The organism is Sphingopyxis sp. RIFCSPHIGHO2_12_FULL_65_19, from assembly GCF_001830555.1.
In the GTDB taxonomy this organism is placed as follows: Bacteria; Pseudomonadota; Alphaproteobacteria; order Sphingomonadales; family Sphingomonadaceae; genus Sphingopyxis.
In genome coordinates this window covers 183,878-206,549 of sequence record NZ_MIAM01000049.1, presented here as the reverse complement: position 1 = coordinate 206,549, position 22,672 = coordinate 183,878, and the positions used below count along the sequence as shown (strand labels likewise).

Below are 22,672 nucleotides of genomic sequence, written 5' to 3'. Positions count from 1 at the left end.
CGCGTCGCAAACAAACACCCGCCATCGGCGATCAATGGCGGGTGTTTTCGGGGGTGCGTTGACGAGACTCAGCCCGGGGGACCAGCGAGCTTCTTTCGATATTCTGCGACGGGCATTCCGCCCCAGCCCCAGTCCTCCATCTCGACTTCCTGGAAGATCACCCAGGTCCATTCGGGGGGCTTCTTGAGCACATCGAACAGAACCTGGCTCATTCCCTTATAGATAGCGGCTTTCTGCTCGGGGGTTACATGATCGACACCGGCTTCGGTGCCCTCCTTGGTGACTTGTACGGTTACGATCGGCATGATCTGTCTCCTCGCTCTCGCCGGATCAGTGGCCGGCTGACTGGCCGCCATCGACATGGAGGATCTCGCCCGTCACGAAACCGGCGCTTTCAAGATATAGCACGGCCTCGACGATGTCCGAAATATCGCCCATGCGCCCGACGGGGTGCAGCGCCGACAGGAAGTCATGGGTTTCGGGGGTGTGCATCGGCGTCTTGATCACCCCCGGCGATACGGCATTCACGCGGATACCACGCGCCGCATATTCGATCGCGAGGCTTTTGCTCGCGGCGTTGATACCGCCCTTCGACAGCGCAGCTAGTACCGACGGCACCTGAGACAGGGCATGGTCGACGAGGCTCGTCGTGATGCTGACGATGTGACCGCGGCCGAGCTTTTCCATCGCCGCAATCGCAGCCTGGGTGATGTAGTAGAAGCCATTGATGTTGGTCGAAACGACGTCGGCATATTGCTGTGCGCTGTAATCGGTGAACGGACCGGCAAGGAAAATGCCGGCGTTGTTAACCAGCGTATCGACGCGCCCGAATTTTTCGATCGCTGCGGCGATGACGCGCGGCCCGGTTTCGGGATCGCCGATGTCGCCGGCGATCGTCAGGATGTCGGGATTGTTCGAGGGCTGGATCGAGCGCGACGTGGCGACGACACGATAGTTGCGATCGAGATAGGCGCTGACGAGGGCCGCGCCGATCCCCTGTGATGCGCCGGTGATGACGACGACTTTCTTTCCATTGCTCATGATATTTGACCTTTCTTCGGTTGAATGCGGGCCAAATTTCATTGGTCCGGCCGGCGCAATCTGCGTCGACAGGATCTATCTAGGGCAGGTCATTTTCCGTGATAATCTAGACAGATTGACAGACATCATGCCGATTAACGGCATAATAGCTTAGAGCTTGCTAGCGTCGAGAGCCAGCCGGTTGAACGCAGCACGCAGCCGCGGCGCCGCGAAATCGATGAAGGCACGGACCTTCGGTACGGACCGGCGCCCGGCCGGAGTCAGCAGGTGCGCTGGCTGGACCGGTGGTTCGGCGTCGGCAAGCGCGACCTGCAGCCGTCCCGCCTTCACTTCGTGCGCGACATGATAGGAATAGACGCGCGTCAATCCGCCACCCGCCACCGCCGACGCCACCGCTGCGCGCACGCTGTTGACGATGAGGCGGGGCGCGAAGTGAACGGTGCGCGCGGCGCCGGATTTACCGGCGGCGGCGAAGGCCCAGGATTCCAGCCCGAAATGGGTCAGCGATATGATCTGGTGCCCGACGATATCGGCGGGCGCTTCGATCGGTGGGTGCTGCGCCAGATAATGCGGCGCCGCAACGATGACCCGGCGTACCCCGTCTCCGACCCGCGTTGCGAGCAGCGACGAGTCAGGGAGCTCCGCGACCCGCAGCGCGATATCGACCCCTTCGTCGATCAGGTTGACCGACCGGTCGACCAGAAGCAGGCGCGCCGTGACCAGCGGATAGGCATCGAGGAACTCATCGAGGATGGGGCGCAATATTTCCTCGCCGCTGATCGGCGGCGCGGTGAGCGTCAGGAGCCCTCGCGGCGCGGCGCGTTCGCCCCCGGCAAGCAGATCGGCTTCTTCGAGCTCGGCAAGGATGCGGCGGCACGATGCCGCATAGTGCTGGCCTGTGTCGCTGAGGCGGATGCTGCGGGTCGTGCGGTGGAGCAGTTCCGCGCCCACATGCGCCTCCAGCGAAGCGATCGCGCGACTGATGGCAGTCGGCGAACGGCGCAGGCGACGCGACGCGCCCGCGAGGCTGCCCTCGTCGACGGCCGTCACAAAAATCTTCATCGCATCGATGCGGTCCATCGCCCATCCGAACACAGCTTTGACAGGTTGATGCTACATGCGGCGCGCGGATTGGTCGAGCGTTGGCCGTCCAGCGTGCAAGACCAGCCACGAAAATGCCTGCGAACTAAGAATTTGAAGCGTTTCGTCCGTGGCCATGTTGGCCTCAGGAGAACGATCATGGGAAGGTCAGAATTTGACTATCCAGTAGCACGGCCGGCGTGGAATTCCGGCAAGAAAATTGGAACAAAGCGCCCGCTGAAGCCACGACAGATTTGGGCCATTCGCTTCCATCTGGATCGCGAGCACCGACTTCGAGACCGGGCGCTGTTTGACCTTGCAATCGACAGCAAACTGCGGGGCTGTGATCTGGTGAAGATCAAGATCGGCGATCTAGTGACTGGTGGAGAATTGCGAACGCGGGCAATCGTAATTCAGCAGAAGACGGGCCGACCAGTTCAATTCGAAATCATGTCGGACGCTCGCGGGAGCCTCCTGGCGTGGCTCGAGCGTCGCGGCGGATCGATCGAGGACTATGCGTTCCCCAGCCGCATCGACCACTCCGCCCATATGAGCACGCGGCAATATGCGCGTCTCGTTGATGAGTGGGTCACGGCGGTCGGCCTTCGCAGCGAAGACTATGGAACACATTCGCTCCGGAGAACGAAGGCGTCGATTATCTACAAGGCGACTGGGAATTTGCGCGCCGTACAAATTCTTCTGGGCCACACCAAAATCGAAAACACGGTGCGATACCTCGGCGTTGATGTGGAAGATGCCCTGACGTTGGCGGAAGGCATCGAAGTCTAACGATCAATGCTCGACATCCTAGAGAGCGAGCGCTCCGAATTGCTGCGGAACGCCCGCTCTCTTTGTTTGGGCGCCAAAAGCTGTCAGTCAGCTTTCGGCCAATTGCAGTCCTGCTAAGCATGTGCAGTCCTGATCGCGCAGCTTGAAAAAAGGACGGTGCGAGATGCCGCTTACCGGCAAGCGCCTTGCTCAGGGGAGCTATCAGCTCCTCATAGAGGCGGAAGGCCGTCCCGCGATCAAACGGGAAGTCGCCTTCGCCCTCAGCAGACCATCGCTCATCTTCTTCAGGCGTAACGTCGATATTCGCGCCGACGTCCCAGAGCAGGCGGCGGACATGACCTGCCAGTTCCGCTTCGGTCATGGTGGAGCGGTGCCAGTCGATGCGTTCGCGCGTCACGACCAGACTATGCGTGCCGCGCGGCGTGGGCACGATCATCAAAAAGGCCTCGTCGGCAGCGAGCATGGCCGTGGCGGAAGCCTCGTCAACAAGGGCGGGCTTCACCAGCTCGAAATAGCCCGGCGTCGCAGCGGTCAGCCGGGCGTCGATCGCCTCGAGCGCGGCATCGGCCGTGCCGATATCTCGCCAGAGCGCACGATCTGCATCGCTGCCGGTTTTCATACCCTCGCTCCTCGCGAAGAGCGCGCCGAGTTCGGCAGCCTTGGCGTCGCGTTCTGCGGCAAGTCCGGCAGCGCCCGACGCGGCAGCCGCGCGCGTCGCTGCCGATCGCGCCAGGGCCCGCGAAGTTCGGCCCGCCATAATGTCTTGCAAGACAAGGAGCGCATCACCTTTGGTCAATGGACTCGCCTGATCAGCTTCCCAAAGCACGTCGGCGTAGAGACGTGACCATTCGGCGAACGTCTCTTCGCCGGTGTGAAAGGAGGGATCCCGCTCGGCGAGTTCGACCATCTGCTCGTCGAGCACACCAACCCCGAAGCCGCGCCGATAGGCAAGGGAAGAGGCGGCAGCGATACGCGCCGACGCCAGCGCCGCGGCCGCATCGCCGCCTTCGAGCGTGAGCTTCGCATGCGCGGCAGCGGCCATGCCGAGCGCCTTGCCCTCGACGGTGCGCCCGCGCGGCACCGTGCGTTCGGCCGCGTCGCGCAGGTCGGCGCCGCCTTGCCAGGCTCCTAGAACGTCGGCCAATATTTTGGTGGCTTCAGGTCTTCGGCCGTTTTCCGCTAGCGAGTGGGCGAGAGCACGCACGGCATAAAGTGTGTCGCTCGCTCGATCGCCCTGGAGCTTGCGACGAATATCGAGAGCCCGCGTGCGAAGTGCTGCATCCTCGGCCCAACGCTTCTCCGAATAATATTCGAAAGCGAGCAGCTGGAGGGCATCGGCATGGGCAACGCTGTCTTCGCCATGATATTCGGCAATCAGCGTGGCGCGCTCGGTGAGCAGGGCGATGCGCGCGGCTTGGTCGCTATACGGAAGCGCACTCTGCCGCCTCCTGATGTCCGCCATGCGGTTGTCGAAATCGGCTTTACGCGCTTCATCCTGAACTTGGGCCGATTGCGCTTCGGCAGGCGCTGCATGGGCCACGCCGATCACGCAGGCAATTGCCGCAATCTGTCCGAAAAATCTGCGCATCACCATCCGCCCCCGCTGGTCTGCATAGAGCTAGCTGCTGATCGCCCGGGCGGCAATGCGCCGGCCGCCGATTTGGCGTCTCCATCCAATCGCAACCTGGATCCGGGCCCTACCAGCGCCGCGCGACCGAAGGAGAGCTCGACCTCGCAAGAGGGCGAATTCTCCACCTCACGCCCGCTCGGACCAACCCGAGCGGGCGCTTTTTTTGGCCCCGCTGCAGAGAACGAACGTCCGCTCCTTTATATTTGCCTGACTGCCGACGGGCAGGTCGCGCCCAGCCACTGACGCTGTAGCGGCAGCCGGCGCTGCGATGCATCGCGTTCTTTTTGCGTTTCTGCCTGACCGGGGCAATGGGGTCACCTTACGTACCCCTTGCCACCCAGCAGAGCTCTTCCTCTTTCAAGCCCACTCATAAACGCGGCAAATCAACTGCTCGACCTCCCGTGGAAAGTCGATGTCACCTTCGCTCGCTTGAAAACTCTGTTTCAATACTGCGATGCGGAGGAGCGAGGCAGAGTTTGCCGTCCCGTTCTGAACGTTGAGGTCCGCGCGGTACGCGAGTTCGAGCACGAACAGCCTGACCAACTCGGCCAGCGCGGGGAAGCCCATTTCGTTGAACCCGGCCCGGGCTGCGCCCCAACTTAGAACCCTTGCATCGGACGGCACAGCAATCCTGCAATCTCCGGTCATGAAGGAGATCACGACGGCGGTGTTCCAGATGAGCTTTTCAGAATGCGTCAGCGCTTCCGGGCCATGCTTCGCGATTGTCTCTGTGATGGCACGCAGGACCGCATTCGGTGCCTCAGGATGCGTTCGTGCAACAGGGATACGCGGCCCGGCGTCGCGCGCCGAAGGTTTTGCGAGCTGTCGGACCAAGAGACCTAGCAGCATAGCGGCAGCGTCGGCACGGGCATGCCGGGAAGGACCGGCGGCGCGTTGGCCGGTCGCCGCACCAGCGCATTGGTCTCAGCAAGCCGCGCTTGGCCCGATGCTTCCTGTCGATCGCTGACTTCGACCCCTCTGAAGGATGTCGCCGCACACAGGAAAGCCTCGCGCGGCCCATTGGCTTCGATGTGCCCGAGGGCCGGGAGCAGCTGCCAAGGCAAGGCGTCTGCAACATCCCCGCCCAGAAGACAGGTGATGAGAGGTGAAAGGAAAAGGCGGGCCGTCGTCAGCGCCGCAGTGGGATTTCCCGGGAGCCCGAGAATATGCCGCGCTCCGGCTTTTCCGTACCAGACCGGCTTGCCGGGTTTCATGGCGACGTCGGCGAAAGCGATTTCCAGGCCGAGCGGAGCGAATGCGGCGCGGCCATGGTCCCGATCGCCGCGCGATGCGCCGCCGAGGACGACGATGATGTCGGCCGATGCCGATTCCATTGCGCGCGCGATCATGTCCGGGTCGTCGGGGAGCCTGACCCTCGACACCACCGTCGCTCCTGCGGAATGACAGAGCAGCTCAATCGCTGCGCTCAGGCTGTCCGGAATAACGGATGCGCCGCCCGCTGCGGAGCCCGGCGCGACGATCTCGTCGCCCGTCGCGAGGAGCTGAATGCGCGGGCGCGGCGATACGAGCAGTTCGTGATGGTCGGCGGCCGCCGCTGATATAGCCACCGCCGGCGTAACTTTCGTGCCCTCGGGAATCAGAAGCTGACCCAACGCAAAATCCGACCCCCGCCGCCGAATGTGCGGTTTCCCGAACGGCGGATTATCGATCCTGACGTCGCCTTCGCTTTGGCGGCAATATTCGATCATGACGACGCGATCGGCGGCGCGGGGCACAGGAGCGCCCGTCATCACGCGCATCGTCTCGCCCGGTCCGATTTCCCCTGCGTCGTGGCTGCCAGCATATCTGATGCCGATCGAACGGAACGTCGCGGCGCCTCTGGAAAGGTCACAATCGCGCACGGCATAGCCGTCCATCGCGGCGCAGGCGTGCCGCGGAGAGTCGAGGAGGGCGTGAATTGGCGCCGCCAGATGGCGACCGCCCGCGTCAGAGAGCGGCACGGCTACCGGGTCAAGCGGCCTTGCACCGGAAGCAAGTACGGCTAGTGCTGAATCGAAATCGATCGAGGCTGCGCACGCTGCGGTGATTTCACTCAGCTTACCCATGGGTCGACCGCGCGACATTCGTCAATCCGGCACGTGCGACATCAGCTTGAGTCACCGCCGCCCCGACGACGATCAGAGTGGGTGCGTCAGCGGCGAATGATCGGGTCGCCAGTTCGAGCAGGTCGAGGCGTGTTGTGAGGCGCTGTTCGCCGGGACCGCTGACATGACATGCAATCATCACGGACGTGTCGCCGACCATCCCTGCACGCATGAGGCCCCGCATGATATCTCCGGCGGCCTCGCGTCCCATGTAAAACGCCAAGGTCGATCCACCGCCTGCAAGGGAATTCCAATCGACATCGAGCGCTGCACCGCGCTTGCTGTGCGCGGTGACGAAGCGGACATCGCGGGCGACGCCGCGAAGCGTGAGCGATATTCCGGCCGAAGCGGCGGCGGCGCACGCGGTTGTGATGCCCGGGCAGATGGAGACCGGATATCCAGCTTCGCGCAACGCACTAAGCTCTTCCGCCGAACGGCCGAAGATGGAAGGGTCGCCTCCCTTGAGACGAACGACCCTTTTGCCGGCCGCCGCCGCCTCGACGAGCATCGCATCGATCGTCCGCTGGTCTTTGGAATGCCGCCCCGATCGTTTGCCGACGCTCACCGCATCGGTCTTGGAAGGGATAAGGCTCAGGATGCCGGCTCCTACAAGCGCATCGTGAAAGACGATGTCGGCGCACGCGATCAGCTTCACTGCCTTCATGGTCAGCAGGTCCGGATCACCGGGGCCCGCGCCGACCAGCCACACAGTCCCCGGGGCGAAATCGTCACGCTGCATCGCTTGTCTCCTCGGCCAATATTCTTGCAAGTGCCGGACGGCACGACCCGCAATTGGTGCCGGCCCCGATCGCTGCGCCGATCGCGGCAACGTCGGCGAGTTGCTGGTCGCGGATCGCCGCGGCGATCGTCTTCAGGCCGATGTCGAAACAGATGCAGATGATCGGGCCGCGGTCGGCCGGAGCGCCGGGTGCACGACCGGCTAGCAGCGTCGGGGCGACTTCGGGTGCGGCAAGCTGCGCGATCAGCCAGTCGCGCGGGGGCAGCTCACCGCTTTCTGTGATGAACAGCGCAGCGGCGAGGCGGCCGTCGGCGACGATGGCGACGCGGCGCGTCCCGCGCGCGGCGTCCTGTGCGTCGATCCGCTCACCGCGCGGGAGCAGCGCTTCGATAGACTTCAGGTCGCCGTTGCCGGCGAGTTCCCATAGCGTGCCCGACGGGACGGCGATGCGCGTCGCCCACAGGCATTTCGGCGGCGCGTCGAGTTCGTGCGCCAGCAGCAGGAAGCCGCGCCATTTCGTCGCGACCGCCACGATCGAGGCAGGGGTTCGCTTGAAACCCGGCTGGCCCGAGACGGGGTCGACGAGCGGCCGCGAGAGCAGGCCGGTGCGGCCGCCGCTGCTGGTGCGGTCGGTCCAGTGGATCGGGACGAAGAGTTCGCCGGGGCGCTGTCCAGCGCTGAATTGAACGCGATATATGCTGTCACCCTGCGGCGTGTCGACGCGAGCGAGGCCGCCGTCGATGAGGCCGAGGCGCTCGCCATCGTCGGGATGCACCTCGACGAGCGGCTCCTCGCGGTGGCGCGCAAGCTTGGGCGAGAGGCCGGTGCGCGTCATGCTGTGCCATTGGTCGCGGTAGCGGCCGGTGTTGAGCGTCAGCGGCCATTTTTCGAGCGGCGCGGGCAGGGGCTTTTGCGCAACCGGAACGAGCCGCGCGCGCCCATCGTCGGTGGGGAAATATCCGTCGGCAAAAATCTGATCGCCGCCCCAGCGGAACGGCTGCATGTCGTTGTAGGGGGCGTTGCCGCCCGGCGCCGCGCCGGGCAGCGCGAACAGGCGGCTGCCGTCATTGTCATAGGTCGACAGGCGGCAATGCTCGCGCCAGATATCGGCGGGCCGGTCATAGGCGAAGGCGTTTTTCCAGCCCATGCGCCGCGCGACCTCCTTGACGATCCACCAGTCAGGCATCGCTTCGCCCGGCAGCGGGAACAGCGCGCGCTGACGGCTTATCGTCCGGTCGCTGTTGGTGACGGTGCCGTCCTTTTCACCCCATGCGGCCGCGGGCAGACGGACATGCGCGAAGGCGCCGGTGTCGGTCTGTTCGATGACGTCGCTGACGACGACGAAAGGGCAGGTGGCGAGCGCCTCGCGGACGCGATTGGCGTCGGGCATCGACACGGCGGGGTTGGTCGCCATCACCCACAGCGCCTTGATCCGACCTTCGCCGATTGCGCGGAACATATCGACCGCCTTCAGGCCGGGCTTTTCGGCGATCGCAGGCGCGGCCCAGAAACGCTGGACGCGGTCGCGGTTCTCGGGCGCGAAATCCATATGCGCGGCGAGGGTCGAGGAGAGCCCGCCGACTTCGCGACCGCCCATCGCATTGGGCTGGCCGGTGATCGAGAAAGGCGCCGCGCCGGGTTTGCCGATGCGGCCGGTGGCGAGGTGGAGGTTAGTGATCGCGTTGACCTGGTCGGTCCCCGACGTCGACTGGTTGATTCCCTGGCTGAACATCGTGACCGTGCGCGGCGTCGCGGCAAACAGCTCGTAGAAACGCCTGAGGTCGGCAGCCGGCACTTCGCATGTCCGTGCCACCGACCACAGGTCGTTCCCCTCTCCAAGCTGGTCCCAGAAATCCGCGGGCACCGCGACGTGCGCGGCGAGGTATGTTTCATCGACGACGCCCGCCTCGTGGCAATGCTGGAGCAGGCCGTTCATCAGCGCGACGTCGCTGCCGGGGCGGATCGCGAGGTGCAGGTCGGCTTCCTCGGCGGTTTCGGTGCGGCGCGGATCGATGACGACCAGTTTAGCGCCCCCCTCGCAGCGCGCGCGGATGCGCTGATAGACGATCGGGTGGCACCATGCGGTGTTGCTGCCGACGAGGACGATCAGGTCGGCGGCATCGAGATCGTCATAGGTCGCGGGAACGATGTCTTCGCCGAACGCGCGCATGTGGCCTGCGACCGCGCTCGACATGCACAGGCGTGAATTGGTGTCGATGTTCGCGGTGCCGATGAAGCCCTTCATCAGCTTGTTCGCGACGTAGTAATCTTCGGTCAGCAATTGGCCCGAGACGTAAAAAGCGACGCTGCCCGGGCCGTGGCGCGCGATCGTTTCCTTGAAGCGCTTTGCGACGAGGTCGAGCGCCTTGTCCCAGCTTGCGCGTTTCTTGCCGATCATGGGGTGGAGGAGACGCCCCTCAAGTCCCACAGTTTCGCCGAGATGCGTGCCCTTTGAGCATAGCTTGCCGCGGTTGGCGGGATGGTCTGGGTCGCCTTCAATCCGAACCTCGCGCTCGGCGGTTACCGTCGCGCTTATGCCGCAGCCGACGCCGCAATAGGCGCAGGTGGTGCGGACCGCCTCGGCCATCAGGCCGCGGCCTTCAGCGTGCTCGCGCGGCAGATGAGGACACGGCCGGCGTCGATTTTGACCGGCACCGTCGGGGTGCAGCCCTTGTCGTCGCCGAGCGCCTCGCCGGTCGACAGGCTGATCCGCCAATTGTGCAGCGGGCAGGCGACCGCCCCGCCATAGACAATCCCCTGGCTCAGGCGCCCATGCTTGTGTGGGCAGCGGTCGAGGAGGGCGAACACCTTGCCCTCCGCGGTGCGGAAGACCGCGATATCGTCGCCGCCCGCCACTTGCACGGTGCGGCTCCCGCGAACGGGGATTTCATCGACCCAGCCAATGTCGAGCCAGTCGCCGGTCATGCCATTTCCTCCTGCGGGGTGAAGCGCGCCATTGGCGCATGATGTTCACGCTCGGCGCCCTCGGCGCGCTGCGCCCAGGGATCGTCCTGCGAGAAGCTTTGGGCATAGAGGAAGCGCGCGCGCAGCGCCTCGCGGCCCGCTGCGTCGTCGACGATCCGCGCCTTGATCTGCTCGACCCCGACGCGCTCGATCCACGGCGCGGTACGCTCGAGATAGCGGGCCTCTTCGCGGTAAAGCTGGATGAAGGCAGCGCAATAATCCATCGCCTCCTGCTCGGTCGCGACCTTGCAGAGCAGGTCGGTGACGCGGACGTGAATGCCCCCATTGCCGCCGACATGCAGCTCGTATCCGCTGTCGACGCAGACGATGCCGAAGTCCTTGATCGTCGCCTCGGCGCAGTTGCGCGGACAGCCCGACACCGCGATCTTGAACTTGTGCGGCATCCAGCTGCCCCAGCTCATCCGCTCGATCTTGACGCCGAGCCCGGTCGAATCCTGCGTGCCGAAGCGGCACCATTCGGACCCGACGCACGTCTTTACGGTGCGCAGCGCCTTGCCATAGGCGTGGCCCGACACCATCCCGGCGGCGTTGAGGTCGGCCCACACCGCGGGCAGATCCTCCTTCTTGATCCCGAAGATGTCGAGCCGCTGGCCGCCGGTCACCTTTACCATCGGCGCATCATATTTCTCGACGACATCGGCGATCGCGCGCAACTCGGTGGGGTTGGTGAGCCCGCCCCACATGCGCGGGACGACCGAATAGGTCCCGTCCTTCTGGATATTCGCGTGGAGGCGTTCGTTGACGAAGCGGCTCTGCTGGTCGTCGACATCGTCGCCGGGGAGCGCGCAGAGCAGATAATAATTGAGCGCCGGGCGGCATGATGAGCAGCCGTCGGGGGTGGTCCAGTGCAGTTTCTGCATCACCTCGGGGATCGAGCGCATGTCCTGCGCGACGACTTCGCGGCGGACGTCGTCGTGGCCGAAGCTGGTGCATTTGCACATCGTCTTGGGTCCGGCCTGCACCTCGTCGCCCAAGGTGAGCGCGAGCAGATTTTCGACGAGGCCGGTGCAGCTGCCGCAGCTCGCCGACGCCTTGCAGGTTCCGCGCACCGCGTCGAGGCTGCGCGCCCCCTTGGCGATGCACGCGACGACCTGGCCCTTGGTAACGCCGTTGCAGCCGCAAATCTCGGCATCGTCCGAGAGCGCCGCAACGGCCGCCTTAGGGTCCGCGGCGCCTCCTCCCGAGGCGAAGGACTGGCCAAAGATCAGGAGGTCGCGGAGATCGGAGACATCCTCCTGCTTCTTGAGGAGGTCGAAATACCAGCTGCCGTCGGCGGTATCGCCATAGAGCACGGCGCCGACGATGCGGTCGTCCTTGACGATCACCCGCTTGTAGACGCCGCGGCTGGCGTCGCGGAGAACGATGTCTTCGCACCCATCGCCACCCGAAAAGTCGCCCGCCGAAAACACGTCGATCCCCGACACCTTGAGCTTGGTCGAGGTCACCGAGCCGCGATAGCCGCTGGGCTTCTCGACCAGCCCGTCGGCGAGGCTGCGGCACATGTCCCACAAGGGCGCAACGAGGCCATAGACCTGTCCGTCATGTTCGACGCATTCGCCGACCGCGAGCACGGCGGGATCGCTCGTGACCATATGGTCGTCGACCTGAATGCCGCGCCCGACCGCAAGGCCCGCGTCGCGGGCGAGCGCCACCGAGGGGCGGATGCCGACCGCCATGACGACCAGACTGGCGGGGATCAGCGTTCCGTCTTTCAGCTTCACCCCTTCGACCTTGCCGTCGCCGACGATCTCGGCGGTGTCGGCGCCGGTCAGAATGGTCTGACCGCGCGCTTCGAGCGCGTTTTTCAGGAGCCAGCCCGCAGCTTCGTCGAGCTGGCGTTCCATCAGCGTCGGCATCAGGTGGATGACGGTGACCTTCATGCCGCGCAGCGAAAGCCCGTGCGCGGCCTCGAGCCCGAGCAGGCCGCCGCCGATGACCACTGCGTCGCCGCCAGCATCGGCCGCCGCGAGCATCGTGTCGACATCGTCCATGTCGCGGAACGCGATCACCCCGGGCAAATCCTTGCCCGGCACCGGGATGATGAAGGGGTCGGAGCCGGTCGCGATCAGCAGGCGGTCATAGCATTCGGTAGTGCCGCCGCGCGTCGTTACCGTTTTCGCCGCCCGGTCGATCACGGCGACCGGATCGCCCGCGACCAGTGCGATGCCGTTCGCGGCATACCAGTCGGCATCGTTGATCACGATGTCGTCGAAGCTTTTTTCGCCCGCCAGCACCGGCGAGAGCATGATGCGGTTGTAATTGACTCGCGGTTCGGCGCCAAAAATTGTCACGCGATACCGGTCGGCGTCGCGCGCGAGCAGTTCCTCGACCGCGCGGCAGCCGGCCATGCCGTTGCCGATCACGACCAGATGCTCGCGCGTGTCGGCCTTGGCCTTGAGGGGTGTGTGTTCCATCAGAGCATCCAGTCCAGTTGAAGCCAGAATTTGTCGGTGTCGGTGGCGAAGCCGTCAGCGTTGTAGTGGGCGTAGCGCACTGAGCCGGTGATCTTGCCGAGCTTGGCGCTGGCGAGCAGGTCGATCTCGTCGCCGTAGGACCGCGCCGCGCGGTCGCTGCGATAGTCGTGATAGGCCGCCTGCACGGTGACGGCTTTCAGCGGGCCAACCGCCTTCCAGCTCCATCCCGCGCTCGCATACAGGTCGCGGACCCCATCGGGCGGCGTGACGAGGTATTTGTCGGCCCAGCCCTGGAATTTGAACCCGGTCGCGAGCGGGGTCTGGAAGCTGGTGAGCGCGGTGCCGCCGCTGGCGCCGAGTATCTCGTAGCCGGCCCCCAGACGCGGCCCGCCGAAATCGACCGCGACGTCGGCGAGATAATAGTCGGCGCTATAGTCATTGGGATTGCGGTGCCAGTCCGACTGGCGCGCATAGCTCAGCTGATACGCAATCTTCGCCTTGCCCGCTTTTTGCGACCCGTCGAGGCGGGCACCATAACTCTGGCTCGACATGCGGAAACCCTGCATCGCCGCTTCGTCCTGATCGACGAGATAGGCAAAGCCGCTAAGCTTGCCGACGGGGGTTTGGGCGGCGACATTGGCAAAGACATTGTCGCCCGACACTGCCTGTTGCCGCCCCCCCGCGCCGTCGATGCCCCAGATCGTCCGCACGCTCCACGCATAGGCCAGGTCGACTTTCACGCCCTTCACCGGCGTCACCTCGGCGCGCACCGCGTCATAGCTCTGGCCGTTCTGGCGAAACCCGACGCTGCCGACGAAACGCTCGTCGTCGAAACCGATCCGCTGGCGCCCCGCGGTGACCGCAAAGCCGGGCGCGACGTAGCGCAGCTGGGCGCGGGTGAGGGCGATGTTTCTGGGATCGGCGACGATCGGACGTGTCGCAGCACCGTGGAGTCCGTCGAAATAATCTTCGACGATGGCGAGGTTGCCTTGTCCCTCGATCAGTGCCGACCAGCGATCGGCCTTGGCCTCGACCCCGCCGCGCAGCCGCAGGGTCAGGGCTTCGGCGTTGGCGGCGAGGCCGTCCTGATCGACTGTTTCATAGCGGAGGCGGGCTTCGCCGAGCGGCTTGATCTGGACGGCCTGGGCATGCGCCGTCCCGGCCGGCGCGAGCGCCAGCAAGAATATGAGGGTGCGGGCCATGACTAGATCCGCACGCCTTCTGCGGCGCCCCAGGTCGCGCGCCACTGGCTCTTGACGAAGAGCAGGCCGACCAAGGCGACAACGGCCAGTCCGGCGAAGATGTAGAAGCCCGGCGCAAAGCTGCCGCTCCACTGCTTGGCAAAGCCGAGCGACGAGGCGAGATAGAAACCGCCGATGCCGCCCGCCATGCCGACCAGCCCGGTCATCACGCCGATCTCGGCCGAAAAACGCTGCGGCACGAGCTGGAACACCGACCCATTGCCAGTGCCGAGCGCGAGCATCGCGATCACGAACAGGCCAAGTGCGGCGGGCAGGGTGTCCGCCTGCGGCACCCCGGCGAGCGCCAGCGCCGCGACGACGAAGACCATCATCAGCGCCTTGACCCCGCCGATCCGGTCGGCGAGCGCGCCCCCCATCGGCCGTACCAGCGACCCGGCAAAGACGCACGCCGCGGTGCAATAGCCCGCCATCACCGGGGTCAGGTGGAACTGGTCGGTGAAATAGATCGGCAGCGATGCGGCCAGCCCGACGAAGCCGCCGAAGGTCACCGAGTAAAAGGCCATCAGCCACCAGGCGTCGGCCGTCTTGAGGGGCTGGAAGTAATCGACCAGCTTTTTGGGTGCGGGCGCGTTGGGCGCATCCTTCGCCATGACCAGATAGATAAAGAAGACGATGGAAAGCGGGATGCAGGCGAGGCCGAGCACCGCGTTCCACCCGAACATCACCGCGAGACCGGGCGCGAACAGCGCCGCGAGGACGGTGCCCGAATTGCCCATTCCGGCAAGGCCCATCGCCTTGCCCTGATGCTCGGGCGGGTACCAGCGGCTGGCGAGCGGCAGCGCGATGGCAAAGCTGGCACCGGCAAAGCCGAGCACCACACCCAGCGCGAGCGTGCCGGTGAAGCTGGTCACCCCCATCAACCAGGCGAGGAACAGCCCGGCGATCACGATCACCTGGCTGATCGCCCCGGCGCGCTTGGGGCCGATGCGATCGACGAGCAGGCCGTTGACGACGCGCAGCAGCGCCCCGGCGAGCGTCGGCACCGCGACCATCAGCCCTTTTTGTGCCGGGCTGAGTCCGAGGTCAGCGGAAATTGCGGGAGCCAGTGGTCCCAGCAGCACCCACACCATGAAGGCGAGGTCGAAATAAAGAAAGGCGGCGACCAGCGTCGGCCAGTGCCCGCTGGACCAGAAATTCGATTTGGGCGCGGTGGTCGCCCCTGCATGTGCCATCGTCATCGTCCGTCCCCTTCGTGTGACGGGCAATAAAAAAAGCCGCCAGGACGGCGGCCACGCGGGCGCATCCTGACGGCTTCATTGCCTGTTGGATTACGGGAAAAGGCTTCCCGCCTGCCGCGCGGACCGGCCCCGTCGTTGGAGCCGTAGCCGCTTTATCCTGCCCCGGCAGCAATGCCGAGTGCCCTTAAGCTGCCTGATTCGGGGCCTCACCGCAAGCGGTTATTTCGCAGGTGCAGCATAAAATAAAAACTAAGGAAGATCGGCAAGATAGCCCTGAATATCGTCGGGATCGAAGGCGCGGCCATCGAAAAACCGATCACTACCGAGCAGCAGGCGCCCCTGCACCGACCCGGCCCCAAGCGGGGTATCGATGCCGCCCTCCAGCTTCGAACTCGCCCCCGGCAGCGGTGCTCCCGATCCGGCGAGCGCGGCGCGATAGATGTCGGGGCGGAACACCGCGGCCGCAGTGGCGGCGTCGGCGCTCGAATAGGGCGCCGCGTCCCAGCGCAGCATTTGTGAATAGAGCCACGCCGCCTGGCTGCGCCACGGGAAATTGGCGGCTTCACGGTGCTGGAACATGAAATCGGGATAGTGGATCGCGTCGCCGCCCGGGGTCAGCCGGACGCGGTCGGTGATCGCGCGCAGCACCGCATCGCGCGGCGCGTTAAGATATTCGGGGCGTGACAAGATGTCGGCACTGTCCTCGGCGGTGCCGGGTTCGACGAAATGGGCGGCGGCAGCGTGGAGTGCGCGGAGCAGCGCCTCGACCGCATCGCGGCGCTCATCGACGACGGCGTCGCGCAGCGCGAGCACTTTTTCGACGCCGCGGCGCCAGATCTGCGCAGTGGCGAGCGCGATATGGCCGACGCCGCGTTCGACCGCGATCGAGTTCCAGGGTTCGCCGACGCAAATGCCGTCGACCTCGCCCGCGGCCAGCGCATCGGCGGCAAAGGGAGGGCTGGTAACGACAATATCGATATGGAGGTCGGGACGAATGCCCACCCCCGCGAGCCAGTATCGCAGCATATAATTATGGCTCGAATAGCGATGCACAACGCCAAAGCGCAGCGGCTTGCCCGCAATTTTACGCGCCGCCGCCACGCGCTGCAGCGCCGCGCCGATTGTGGCGGGATCGCCCAGCGTGTCGCCCAGCCCGACATCCTTGGCGAGCTGGGTGGAAAAGGTCACGGCATTGCCGTTGAGCCCCAGCACGAACGGCACCGCCATCGGCACCGCCGGCCGATCGCGGCCAAGCGCAGTGGCGATCGCCAGCGGTGCGATCATGTGCGCGGCATCGGTATGGCCATAGAGCAGACGGTCGCGCACCGTCGCCCAAGTCATGTCGCGGACCAGCTCGATCTGTACGCCTTCGCGCGCTGCAAAACCCAGCTCGTGCGCCAGAATCGGGAGCGCGGCATCGACCAGCGGCAGGAAGCCGATGCGGAAGGTCTCGGCGGTCATTCCATGTCTCCCAGCAGTGCGTCGCTGGTCACGATCGCTTCCGCTATTTCCGAAATGCGGCGGTTGGTGCGCATCGCCTGACCGCGCAGCAAGGCATAGGCGGCGGGTTCGTCGATCGCGCGCCGTTTCATCAGGATCGCCTTGGCGCGATCGATCGCCGCACGTTCGACGAGGGCATTTTTCGCTTCGTCGAGCTCGCGTTGCAGCCGCGAAAAGGCTTGGAAGCGACGGATCGCGAGGTCGATCACCGGCTTGATTCGCTGTTTTGACAGCCCGTCGACGACATAGGCCGACACCCCGGCATCAATTGCGGCGCCCGTCGCCTCGGCATCGCTCTGATCGACGAACATCGCGATCGGCCGCGCCAGCGCGCGCGACATGGCGAAGAAATCCTCGAGCAGGTCGCGGCTGGGGTTTTCGAGGTTGATCAGGACGACTTCTGGCTGTGCCGCTTCGATCTGGGCGGCCAGCGGACCCGCGGTGTCGATCAAGACCAGGTCGTCGAGCCCAGCCTCGCGCAGCCCATCCGAAATGATGGCAGCGCGCGTCGTGCTGGTGTCGATGATCGCGATCCTCATGACGGCGGCTTTACGCTGCAGCGCACAAATCTGCTAGCAGGTTTCAGCTTTTCTATGGATATCTGCTGCCGAATGGCCGCTATTTGACATTTTGAGCTCAAAGCCGTCAGGCAGCTATCGGCCAATCCGCGTCGGTTGATCCGCGTTCGCATGGAACGTCAAATCGGTTCAGGCATTTTCCTTGCGGAAGGAAATCAACGATGCCTGCACGCGCATACTGGAAGGGCCAGATCCGCCTCGCGCTGGTGTCGATCCCGGTCGAAATCTATTCGGCGACCAAATCGGGCGCCGCGGTCAGTTTTCGCCAGATCCACGAACCGAGTGGAAAGCCGGTCAAATATGAAAAGACCGTGCCCGGCATCGGCGCGGTCGATCATGACGACATCGTCAAGGGCTTCGAGCTGTCGAAGGGCAATTATGTCCTGCTCGACGAGGAGGAGATCGAGGCGGTCAAGCTGGAGAGCAAGCGCACGCTCGAGCTGGTCCAGTTCGTCGATGCCGGCGACATCGACATCCTCTATTATGCCAAGCCCTATTATGTCGTCCCCGCCGACGAACTGGCCGAAGAAGCCTATATCGTGCTGCGCGAGGCGCTCCGCCGCACGAAAAAGGTCGGCCTCGGCCAGCTTTCGCTGCGCGGGCAGGAACAGCTCGTCGCGCTGCGCCCCTGCGGCAAGGGCCTGGTGTTGGAGGCGCTGCGCTATGCCGACGAAGTCAACAAGGCCGCCAATTATTTCCGCGACGTCGGCAATGCCAAACCCGACGCCGACCTGCTCGACCTTGCCGAAACGCTGATCGAAAAGAAGAGCGGCGCGTTCGACGCCAGCGACTTTCGCAACCATTATGTCGATGCGATCGAGCGGCTTGTCGCCAAAAAGGCAAAAGCCAAAGGGAAACGCGTGCTGGAAGATGTCGAGGAGCCCGCCACCACCGACCGCGGGTCGAACGTCATCGACCTGATGGCGGCGCTGAAAGCATCGGTCGACGGCAAGAAAAAGCCGCCCGCCGCAGCCGCAAAGAAGGCGCCCGCAAAGAAACCGGCGGCGAGAAAGCGCGCCTGACATGGCGCGCACCGACCCCCTTGCCCAATATAACGCCAAGCGCGACTTCAAGCTGACCCCCGAGCCTGCGGGCAAGGTTGAAACCGGCGCGAAGGCAGACGGCGGGCGCTTCATCGTCCAGAAGCACGATGCGACGCGGCTCCATTACGACTTCCGGCTCGAGGTCGACGGCGTGCTTAAAAGCTGGGCGGTGACCAGGGGGCCGAGCGCCGATCCCGCCGACAAGCGACTCGCGGTGCGCACCGAGGACCATCCGATGAGCTACGCCGATTTCGAGGGCGTGATCCCCAAGGGCGAATATGGTGGCGGCAGCGTGATGCTGTGGGATCGCGGCACCTGGGAGCCGGTCGCGGGCAAGAGCGCGAAGGACATCGACAAGGGCCATCTCCATTTCATCCTCGACGGGACAAGGATGAAGGGCGAATGGCTGCTCGTCCGCATGAAACCGCGGCCCGGCGAGAAGCGCGAGAACTGGCTGCTCCGCAAGATCGACGACGCCTATGCCGGCGGCCCCGATGATCTGGTCGGTCGGCATCTGACGAGCATCCTCACCGACCGGACGATGGCCGAGATTGCGGGCGACGAAGGCGGCGAACAATCGCTGAAGGGCGCCAGGGGCGCCGCCTTTACGAAGAAGATGCAAGCCGCCGCCGCGCACAACAAAGAGGTTGCGAAGCCCAAAGCCAAGGGCGCGCCGCCCAAATTTCGCCCGCTCCAGCTCGCGACGCTCGTCGATGCGGTGCCCGCAGGCAACGGCTGGTTCCACGAGATCAAGTTCGACGGCTACCGCGCGCAGATTGCCGCCGCGGGATCGGACGTGCGTATCTACACACGCAACGGCCTCGACTGGACCGACAAATTCGCCCCGCTGGTCGGCCACATCGCCGCGCTCGATCTGCCGCCCTGCCTGATCGACGGCGAGATCGTCGCCTATGGCAAGGATGGCAACCCCGACTTCTCGTCGCTGCAAGCCGTGCTCAAACGCGGCCATGGCGCGCAGGACACGGGCACCGACCTCCATTTCTTCGCCTTCGACCTCATCGAACTCAGCGGCAAATCGCTCACCAAGCTCGGCAATCTCGAACGCAAGGAGCGGCTCGAGGCGCTGCTGCGCGATGCCGCGCCGCCGGTCGCGGTCGCCGACCATGTCATCGGCGCGGGCGAGAAGCTTTACGCCGCGATGTGCGGCGCGGGGCAGGAAGGCATCATCTCGAAACGCGCCGACGCCGCCTACACCGGCCGCCGCAGCCGCAACTGGGTCAAGGTCAAATGCACCCGGCGCCAGGAATTCGTCATCGTCGGCTGGAACCCCTCGTCGGCGAAGGGCCGCCCCTTCGCCTCGCTCCTCCTCGCGCAGCGGGAAAAGGGCGAACTCGTCTACAAGGGCAATGTCGGCACCGGCTTCGACGCCGCGACGATGGCCGACCTTGCCAGGAAATTCGCGCGGCGCGAACGCACGACGGCCCCGCTCGACGTCGATGCTGCCACCGCGCGCAAGGCGCATTGGCTCCGGCCCGAACTTGTCGCCGAAATCGCCTTCGCGGAATTCACCGCGAGCGGATCGGTCCGCCACGCAAGCTTCCTCGGCCTGCGCAGCGACAAGGAGGCCAAGGACGTGACCCCCGAGAAGAAACAGCCCACGCCTGCACCGGCAAGCGACGTCACGATCAGCAGCCGAGATCGCGTCATCTTTCCTGAGGCAAAGGCGACCAAGGGCGACCTCGCCGACTATTATGCCGCCATCGCCCCGCTGATGCTCCCGCACATGGCGCGCCGCCCGATCAGCCTCGTCCGCTGTCCGCAGGGGCGCGCGAAGAAATGCTTTTTCCAGAAGCATGATTCGGGCAGCTTCGGCGTGCATGTCCACCACGTCCCGATCAAGGAGAAGGACGGGGGCCATGAGGATTATCTCTATGTCGAGGACGGCGACGGCATCCTCGCTTGCGTTCAGATGGGGACGATCGAATTTCACGGCTGGGCGAGCCACGTTGATGCGATCGAACGGCCCGATCGCCTGATCTTCGACCTCGACCCCGATGAAGGGCTCGATTTCGCCGACGTCAAAAAGGCCGCGCTCGACATCCGCCGGCAGCTCGCCGACATCGGCCTCGTCAGCTTTGCGATGCTGTCGGGCGGCAAGGGTGTGCACGTCGTCGTGCCGCTCGATCCCGGCCACAGCTGGGAAGCGCACAAGGATTTCGCCAAACGCTTTGCCGAAGCGCTGAGCCTCGCCGAGCCCGACCGCTATGTTGCGACGATGAGCAAGGCGAAACGCAAGGGCAAGATCTTCATCGACTGGCTGCGCAACCAGCGCGGCAGCACCGCGATCGTGCCATATTCGGCGCGCGCGCGCGAAAATGCGCCGGTCGCGGTACCGATAGGCTGGGGTGCGCTCGCCGATGTCGATAAGGCTGGCGCCTGGACGATTGGGGACGCCCAAGAGCTTCTCGACCGCGCGGCAAGCCCCGACCTCAAGGGGTGGGCTTTCGCAAGCCAGTCACTTCCTTCAATTTGACAGTACAACCCCGAAATCACTCAACCGTCTGCTTCTTGATCTCATTGGCCATAAGCTGCCAGTCCGCAATCGGCCATCAGCGATGCGTCTACTGGCGGGGCCGCGGCGGTTCCAACTTGGCCTTGGGCACCGCTATACCAGAGCGTTCGCTTGGTAGAGGCGCCCGGGTAGGATACGGGTAGCCGAACATGACAAAAGCGGTCGGCTTTTGGCCATCGCAGAATTTTATGTTGGCGGTTATTCGCGCTCCATCAGTTCTCACTATTCGTTCATAGCGACGGAACCAACAATCCTCGTGGTTGAACCGCGGTCCGAATCCTGCCTGCGATAAAGCGCGTTGCAGCTCCTCGGGATCATCGGCATGGGCATCGACCCATATTTGGACGCGCCCTATTTGATCATCGCTAGAAGCAAGAAGGAGTCGTTCCAACTCATTGCGGGGCGGTGTTGTAGGTACCAATGTCGGCTGCTGCGCAAGGAAAGCCGCGAGCAAAAAATTGGAAAGAGTTATCGTCATGCTTCCTCCGAGCCGGGTTGGTGCGGGTCACCGGTAGCATAGCTCTTACGTGGTCAGGGTCGCAGTCTGCCGCAGACCGTCCCCATCCGGTCCTGTCGTCAAGGTGGGATCGGAACACTGTTACTTTCCGGGCATCGGAAAGCGTTTTGCGGCGAATTTCCGTTTCTTGAGATTTGGGTCTCAAAGCTGCCTGACCCCTACCGGCCATTATTCGCCGGTCGGAGAGAGGAAGAAAGACAGGAAATGTGTATCGGACCAGCCACTCTTTTTCCCGGCGGCAAGCGCTGCGATATCCAGTCTCGCCTGCCGCACGATCGTCAGGCGCCGTGACGGGATGACGTAGAGGCGCTGGTCGCCTGCGCCTGCCGCGACGACCAGGTCGGCCGGGAGCGTTGGCGCATGCGCAACGATGTCGGTCGAGCGCGTCACAGGATCGTCGGAGGGACTCGCTCGCGGAAGCCACCAGGTCAGGCCATAGGCGGGGTTGGCATCGCTTCCTTTGAACAACTCGGCCAAGGCCGCGGGATCGACAAGCGCCTTGCCGTCCTGCGTGCCGCCGCGGCGCACGAATTCGCCGACTTTTGCCCATTGCTCTGCGGCGAGTACCAGCCCCTGCGGCATCAGAGGCGCGCCATCCGGTCCATTGCGCCAATCGCCGATCGTCACTCCGACCGGGGTCAGGATGCGGCGCTCGAGATAGCGGCGCGGATCGGCATCAAGGCTTGCGGCGGCCAGCTTGCGGCGTATAATCTCGCCGATTATCTGCATCGGCGCGGGGCCATATTGGAATTTCGTGCCGGGATCGGCGGCGAGCGGGGCGTTCACCGAGTCGAGATAACCCCGTGGCCGACCGACGGTCGACGCCTGTCCACTGGTCATCGCCAGCAATTGCCGGATCGTGATCGCGGCCTTTTTTGGGTCCTCGCGCCATTCGGCGAGCGTGGCCGACGCAGGTTCGTCGAGCGTGAGCAGCCTGTCCTGGACCGCCGCTGCCGCCATCAGGCCCACCAGGCTCTTGGTCCCCGACCAGAGTTCCTGCGGTGTCGAGACGCCATCGGAGGAGCAGCGGACCTTCCCGTCCTCGAGGACGAGCACGGCGACGCCTTGGTGCGCCGACGAATAGGCCAGCGCCGCGGCACAGCCGGGAGCGGGGGCGGCCTGCACCGCCGGGGCTGCTGCGCAGCCCGCGAGCAGGAGAAGGGGGGCAATGCGTTTCAAATCCGGCTCCTGATTCCGATGCTTGTTTTTATCATTATTATCGATAATATTCCGAACTTCAATGATCGTTTGCTCCCGTGTTTTCCCGATCTAGGATGG

Annotated in this window: 17 protein-coding genes; 3 read left to right on the top strand and 14 right to left on the bottom strand. The window is 64.6% G+C overall.

The window, feature by feature from the left end; all coding sequences use genetic code 11:
• Positions 1–68 precede the first annotated feature (68 nt).
• The 3 genes from A3E77_RS14330 to A3E77_RS14320 form a co-directional block, all read right to left on the bottom strand.
• On the bottom strand, positions 69–305 hold the full coding sequence (locus A3E77_RS14330) for a tautomerase family protein (protein WP_056369379.1): 237 nt from the start codon (positions 303–305) through the stop codon (positions 69–71).
• A 25-nt stretch (positions 306–330) separates the two neighbouring features.
• Entirely contained in the window at positions 331–1,041 is a 711-nt protein-coding gene (locus tag A3E77_RS14325) for an SDR family NAD(P)-dependent oxidoreductase (RefSeq protein ID WP_293647099.1), read from the bottom strand.
• A 150-nt stretch (positions 1,042–1,191) separates the two neighbouring features.
• Positions 1,192–2,121 carry a LysR family transcriptional regulator gene (locus tag A3E77_RS14320; RefSeq protein WP_293647097.1) on the bottom strand — a complete coding sequence of 310 codons (930 nt, stop codon included), beginning with the start codon at positions 2,119–2,121 and terminating at the stop codon, positions 1,192–1,194.
• A 159-nt stretch (positions 2,122–2,280) separates the two neighbouring features.
• On the opposite strand from A3E77_RS14320, the gene A3E77_RS14315 reads away from it, so the two are divergent.
• On the top strand, positions 2,281–2,910 hold the full coding sequence (locus tag A3E77_RS14315; protein WP_293647207.1) for a tyrosine-type recombinase/integrase: 630 nt from the start codon (positions 2,281–2,283) through the stop codon (positions 2,908–2,910).
• Positions 2,911–4,897: 1,987 nt separating this feature from the next.
• On the opposite strand, the gene A3E77_RS14310 is transcribed toward A3E77_RS14315, so the two are convergent.
• From A3E77_RS14310 to A3E77_RS14265, 10 genes are all read right to left on the bottom strand, one after another.
• Positions 4,898–5,389, bottom strand: a complete 492-nt coding sequence (locus tag A3E77_RS14310) for a hypothetical protein (RefSeq protein WP_293647095.1) — start codon at positions 5,387–5,389, stop codon at positions 4,898–4,900.
• The gene (locus tag A3E77_RS14305) at positions 5,380–6,606 is read right to left on the bottom strand and encodes a molybdopterin molybdotransferase MoeA (RefSeq protein ID WP_293647093.1); all 1,227 of its coding nucleotides are present in this window, start codon (positions 6,604–6,606) and stop codon (positions 5,380–5,382) included. The genes A3E77_RS14310 and A3E77_RS14305 overlap by 10 nt, the downstream gene beginning before the upstream one ends.
• Positions 6,599–7,384, bottom strand: coding sequence for a uroporphyrinogen-III C-methyltransferase (gene cobA, locus A3E77_RS14300; protein ID WP_293647091.1), 786 nt, complete (start codon positions 7,382–7,384; stop codon positions 6,599–6,601). Before cobA ends, A3E77_RS14305 begins: the two co-directional genes overlap by 8 nt.
• Complete coding sequence (locus A3E77_RS14295; RefSeq protein ID WP_293647089.1) at positions 7,374–9,971, bottom strand: nitrate reductase; 2,598 nt, start codon at positions 9,969–9,971, stop codon at positions 7,374–7,376. The genes cobA and A3E77_RS14295 overlap by 11 nt, the downstream gene beginning before the upstream one ends.
• Entirely contained in the window at positions 9,971–10,309 is a 339-nt protein-coding gene (nirD, locus tag A3E77_RS14290; protein WP_293647087.1) for a nitrite reductase small subunit NirD, read from the bottom strand. Before nirD ends, A3E77_RS14295 begins: the two co-directional genes overlap by 1 nt.
• Positions 10,306–12,783 (bottom strand): nitrite reductase large subunit NirB, encoded by a 2,478-nt coding sequence (gene nirB / locus A3E77_RS14285; RefSeq protein ID WP_293647085.1) that lies wholly within the window; start codon positions 12,781–12,783, stop codon positions 10,306–10,308. The genes nirD and nirB overlap by 4 nt, the downstream gene beginning before the upstream one ends.
• The gene (locus A3E77_RS14280) at positions 12,783–13,985 is read right to left on the bottom strand and encodes an alginate export family protein (RefSeq protein WP_293647083.1); all 1,203 of its coding nucleotides are present in this window, start codon (positions 13,983–13,985) and stop codon (positions 12,783–12,785) included. Before A3E77_RS14280 ends, nirB begins: the two co-directional genes overlap by 1 nt.
• A gap of 2 nt (positions 13,986–13,987) precedes the next feature.
• Complete coding sequence (locus tag A3E77_RS14275) at positions 13,988–15,223, bottom strand: nitrate/nitrite transporter (RefSeq protein ID WP_293647081.1); 1,236 nt, start codon at positions 15,221–15,223, stop codon at positions 13,988–13,990.
• 249 nt (positions 15,224–15,472) lie between these two features.
• On the bottom strand, positions 15,473–16,684 hold the full coding sequence (locus A3E77_RS14270; RefSeq protein ID WP_293647079.1) for a CmpA/NrtA family ABC transporter substrate-binding protein: 1,212 nt from the start codon (positions 16,682–16,684) through the stop codon (positions 15,473–15,475).
• Complete coding sequence (locus tag A3E77_RS14265; protein WP_293647077.1) at positions 16,681–17,262, bottom strand: ANTAR domain-containing response regulator; 582 nt, start codon at positions 17,260–17,262, stop codon at positions 16,681–16,683. The genes A3E77_RS14270 and A3E77_RS14265 overlap by 4 nt, the downstream gene beginning before the upstream one ends.
• 200 nt (positions 17,263–17,462) lie before the next feature.
• On the opposite strand from A3E77_RS14265, the gene ku reads away from it, so the two are divergent.
• A complete protein-coding gene (gene ku, locus A3E77_RS14260) occupies positions 17,463–18,323 on the top strand; it encodes a non-homologous end joining protein Ku (RefSeq protein ID WP_293647075.1) in 861 nt (286 codons plus the stop codon).
• Between the two features lies 1 nt (position 18,324).
• On the top strand, positions 18,325–20,838 hold the full coding sequence (ligD, locus tag A3E77_RS14255) for a DNA ligase D (RefSeq protein WP_293647073.1): 2,514 nt from the start codon (positions 18,325–18,327) through the stop codon (positions 20,836–20,838).
• A 724-nt stretch (positions 20,839–21,562) separates the two neighbouring features.
• Here the strand turns inward: ligD and A3E77_RS14250 are convergent.
• A complete protein-coding gene (locus tag A3E77_RS14250) occupies positions 21,563–22,573 on the bottom strand; it encodes a serine hydrolase domain-containing protein (protein WP_011542780.1) in 1,011 nt (336 codons plus the stop codon).
• Positions 22,574–22,672 lie beyond the last annotated feature (99 nt).

Excerpts from the sequence above, each read along its gene's own strand:
- cobA (WP_293647091.1), bottom strand. The coding sequence starts at position 7,384 with ATGCAGCGTGACGATTTCGCCCCGGGGACTGTGTGGCTGGTCGGCGCG.
- A3E77_RS14270 (WP_293647079.1), bottom strand. The coding sequence starts at position 16,684 with ATGACCGCCGAGACCTTCCGCATCGGCTTCCTGCCGCTGGTCGATGCC.
- A3E77_RS14280 (WP_293647083.1), bottom strand. The coding sequence starts at position 13,985 with ATGGCCCGCACCCTCATATTCTTGCTGGCGCTCGCGCCGGCCGGGACG.
- A3E77_RS14330 (WP_056369379.1), bottom strand. The coding sequence starts at position 305 with ATGCCGATCGTAACCGTACAAGTCACCAAGGAGGGCACCGAAGCCGGT.
- A3E77_RS14325 (WP_293647099.1), bottom strand. The coding sequence starts at position 1,041 with ATGAGCAATGGAAAGAAAGTCGTCGTCATCACCGGCGCATCACAGGGG.
- ku (WP_293647075.1), top strand. The coding sequence starts at position 17,463 with ATGCCTGCACGCGCATACTGGAAGGGCCAGATCCGCCTCGCGCTGGTG.
- A3E77_RS14305 (WP_293647093.1), bottom strand. The coding sequence starts at position 6,606 with ATGGGTAAGCTGAGTGAAATCACCGCAGCGTGCGCAGCCTCGATCGAT.
- A3E77_RS14315 (WP_293647207.1), top strand. The coding sequence starts at position 2,281 with ATGGGAAGGTCAGAATTTGACTATCCAGTAGCACGGCCGGCGTGGAAT.
- nirD (WP_293647087.1), bottom strand. The coding sequence starts at position 10,309 with ATGACCGGCGACTGGCTCGACATTGGCTGGGTCGATGAAATCCCCGTT.
- A3E77_RS14295 (WP_293647089.1), bottom strand. The coding sequence starts at position 9,971 with ATGGCCGAGGCGGTCCGCACCACCTGCGCCTATTGCGGCGTCGGCTGC.
- ligD (WP_293647073.1), top strand. The coding sequence starts at position 18,325 with ATGGCGCGCACCGACCCCCTTGCCCAATATAACGCCAAGCGCGACTTC.
- nirB (WP_293647085.1), bottom strand. The coding sequence starts at position 12,783 with ATGGAACACACACCCCTCAAGGCCAAGGCCGACACGCGCGAGCATCTG.
- A3E77_RS14275 (WP_293647081.1), bottom strand. The coding sequence starts at position 15,223 with ATGACGATGGCACATGCAGGGGCGACCACCGCGCCCAAATCGAATTTC.
- A3E77_RS14320 (WP_293647097.1), bottom strand. The coding sequence starts at position 2,121 with ATGGACCGCATCGATGCGATGAAGATTTTTGTGACGGCCGTCGACGAG.
- A3E77_RS14310 (WP_293647095.1), bottom strand. The coding sequence starts at position 5,389 with ATGCTGCTAGGTCTCTTGGTCCGACAGCTCGCAAAACCTTCGGCGCGC.
- A3E77_RS14265 (WP_293647077.1), bottom strand. The coding sequence starts at position 17,262 with ATGAGGATCGCGATCATCGACACCAGCACGACGCGCGCTGCCATCATT.